Here is a 2,165-nt window from a genome sequence, read left to right on the forward strand (position 1 = left end):
ATCACGCCTGCAGCCTGATCAGGTCAAATGGTGTGCGCAACTCCAGGGGATACACGAGTTGCAAAGAATACACCCGGATACAGTGCGGGTGTGACGCCGCCAGCCGGTCCAACTCCACATGCGCCAGCTTCCTCAGGTTCAAAGGCCACAGATAACGGCTGCAAGCGGATTTTCTTTTTCAGTCAGCCAGAACTGCACAAACCCGGCCTGATCGTCGAGAACTCCACGATCAGGCCGCTTCTCAAAAGCGAAAACACACTGCATTACCTTGAATCTTCCGTCCTGTTCTGCTACTAATACGACATGCGAACAAGCCGCTGCCGGGTTCTGCCGGGCGTAACCAACGTCGTGAAGGCGTTCATCTTTCTCTGCCTCATCGCGCTTGTTCCAACCGCCTCCCTCTGTCACGCTGCCGCGTTCTACCCCAATGACCCCTATTTCTTTTACAGTGCTGCAGCAAGACCGGGGTTCCCGGGGCAGTGGCATCTTGTGAACACCGCACCCTCGGCAGGCGTCTATTACACCGCCCCCGGCGGTGCCAGTACGCTGATGAAGAACGCCTCCCTCGATGCCGGGCTTCAGGCCGCATGGCAGGCCGGGTACACCGGCCAGGGGATCGTCATCGGGATCGTGGATAATGGTGTTGAAGGAAGCCATGAGGACATAAAACCCAACTACAGGGCTGATCTCAGCCGCAACTTCAGCTCCAACGCCACGATCGCAGATCAGGCCCAGGGACCCATCGACGCCGATGATAATCACGGACAGTCCGTCGCGGGCGTGGCGGCGGCACGGGGAGGCAACGGCATAGGAGGTACGGGCGCCGCCCCGTACGCGTCCATCGCCGGATTGAACGTGTACACCGCGGACGAGGCCAATAACACGGCGAAGAGGGCGCTGTACGTGCAGGCCTATTACTGGAAGAGCGGTGTCGATCCCCTCACCGGGAAAATGACGGCAAAACCCCAGATCAACATAATGAACCACAGTTACGGCCAGCTAACGCCATTTCACGCGACCGACGACCTTCACGGGTCAGACATCACGGCCGCGCTGAACCGGACCACGGCGAACGGCATCATCCACGTCTGGGCGGCGGGAAATGAACGGGGCAAGGCCAACGAAGACACCGGGAAAGACAGTGTCCTTAACAACAGCAACGTCATCCCCGTGGCCGCCCTGGGAAGTGACGGGAAATACTCCGACTACAGCAACTACGGCTCCAACGTCTTTGTCACCGCACCGTCGAGCACGGAGGGCGGTTTCGGTATCACGGCCACCGACAGGACCGGCACGAATCTGGGATACAACCGCTACTCCCCCGAAAACACCCATGGCGATTCGTCGGACTTTTTTCCGGACACCGCCTACACGAGTACCTTCGGAGGCACATCCTCCTCCGCCCCGCTTGTGTCCGGCATCCTGGCCCTTGGCATGGAGGCGAACAAACTGATGGATGTCCGCATGGCCAAGCACGTGCTCGTGCGGACAAGCACCAAGATAGACTCGTCTGACGCGACCGCGACGGGCGGTTGGGTGAAGAACGGGGCGGGCACCTGGTTCAACCCGAACTACGGTTTCGGCCTCATAAACGCGGGCACGTTCGTGGAAACGGTGAAGAACGTCCTCTACGTGACCAACCAGACCTCCTGCACGACGGGCACAACGAACGTCAATGAGAAGATAGGCTTCTTCGATAACGGCGCCAACAAGGGCACGAGCAAGGAGTTCACCCTGACCACAGCCGCCTTCTCCTCCGCTTCTTCGCAGAGGCAGCCCCTGGAGGGCGTGGAGGTCGACCTCAACTTCACGCACGCGAACCGCGGCAATCTCACGGCCACCATCACCTCTCCTTACGCGACGACAAGCCGGTTGTTCAACTCCACCAAAGACCTCGCGGCCGACAAACAGGATACCGCAAGCGTCACCAATTTCAACTGGACCTTCCTCACCAATGCCTTCTGGGGAGAAGACCCCCTGGGCGGGACAGCGAACACCAGCGGGAAATGGACCATCACAATGGGCGACGTGGTGGACGACAACGTCGCCACATGGAACAGCTACAAAATCACCTTTCTCATGGGAAAGGTGGTGATGAATAGCAGCGGCACCACCACGCAGACGGAGAACATAAAAGCGAGGTCGATAACCCTGCTCAATGCCGG

Annotated in this window: 1 protein-coding gene; it reads left to right on the plus strand. The window is 59.2% G+C overall.

What is annotated here, in order from left to right:
• Positions 1-348 precede the first annotated feature (348 nt).
• A partial coding sequence (locus GXX82_16395; protein ID NLT24624.1) for a S8 family serine peptidase occupies positions 349-2,165 on the plus strand: 1,817 nt, incomplete at its 3' end.

The sequence above is a fragment of the Syntrophorhabdus sp. genome (assembly GCA_012719415.1).
GTDB lineage: Bacteria > Desulfobacterota > Syntrophorhabdia > Syntrophorhabdales > Syntrophorhabdaceae > Delta-02.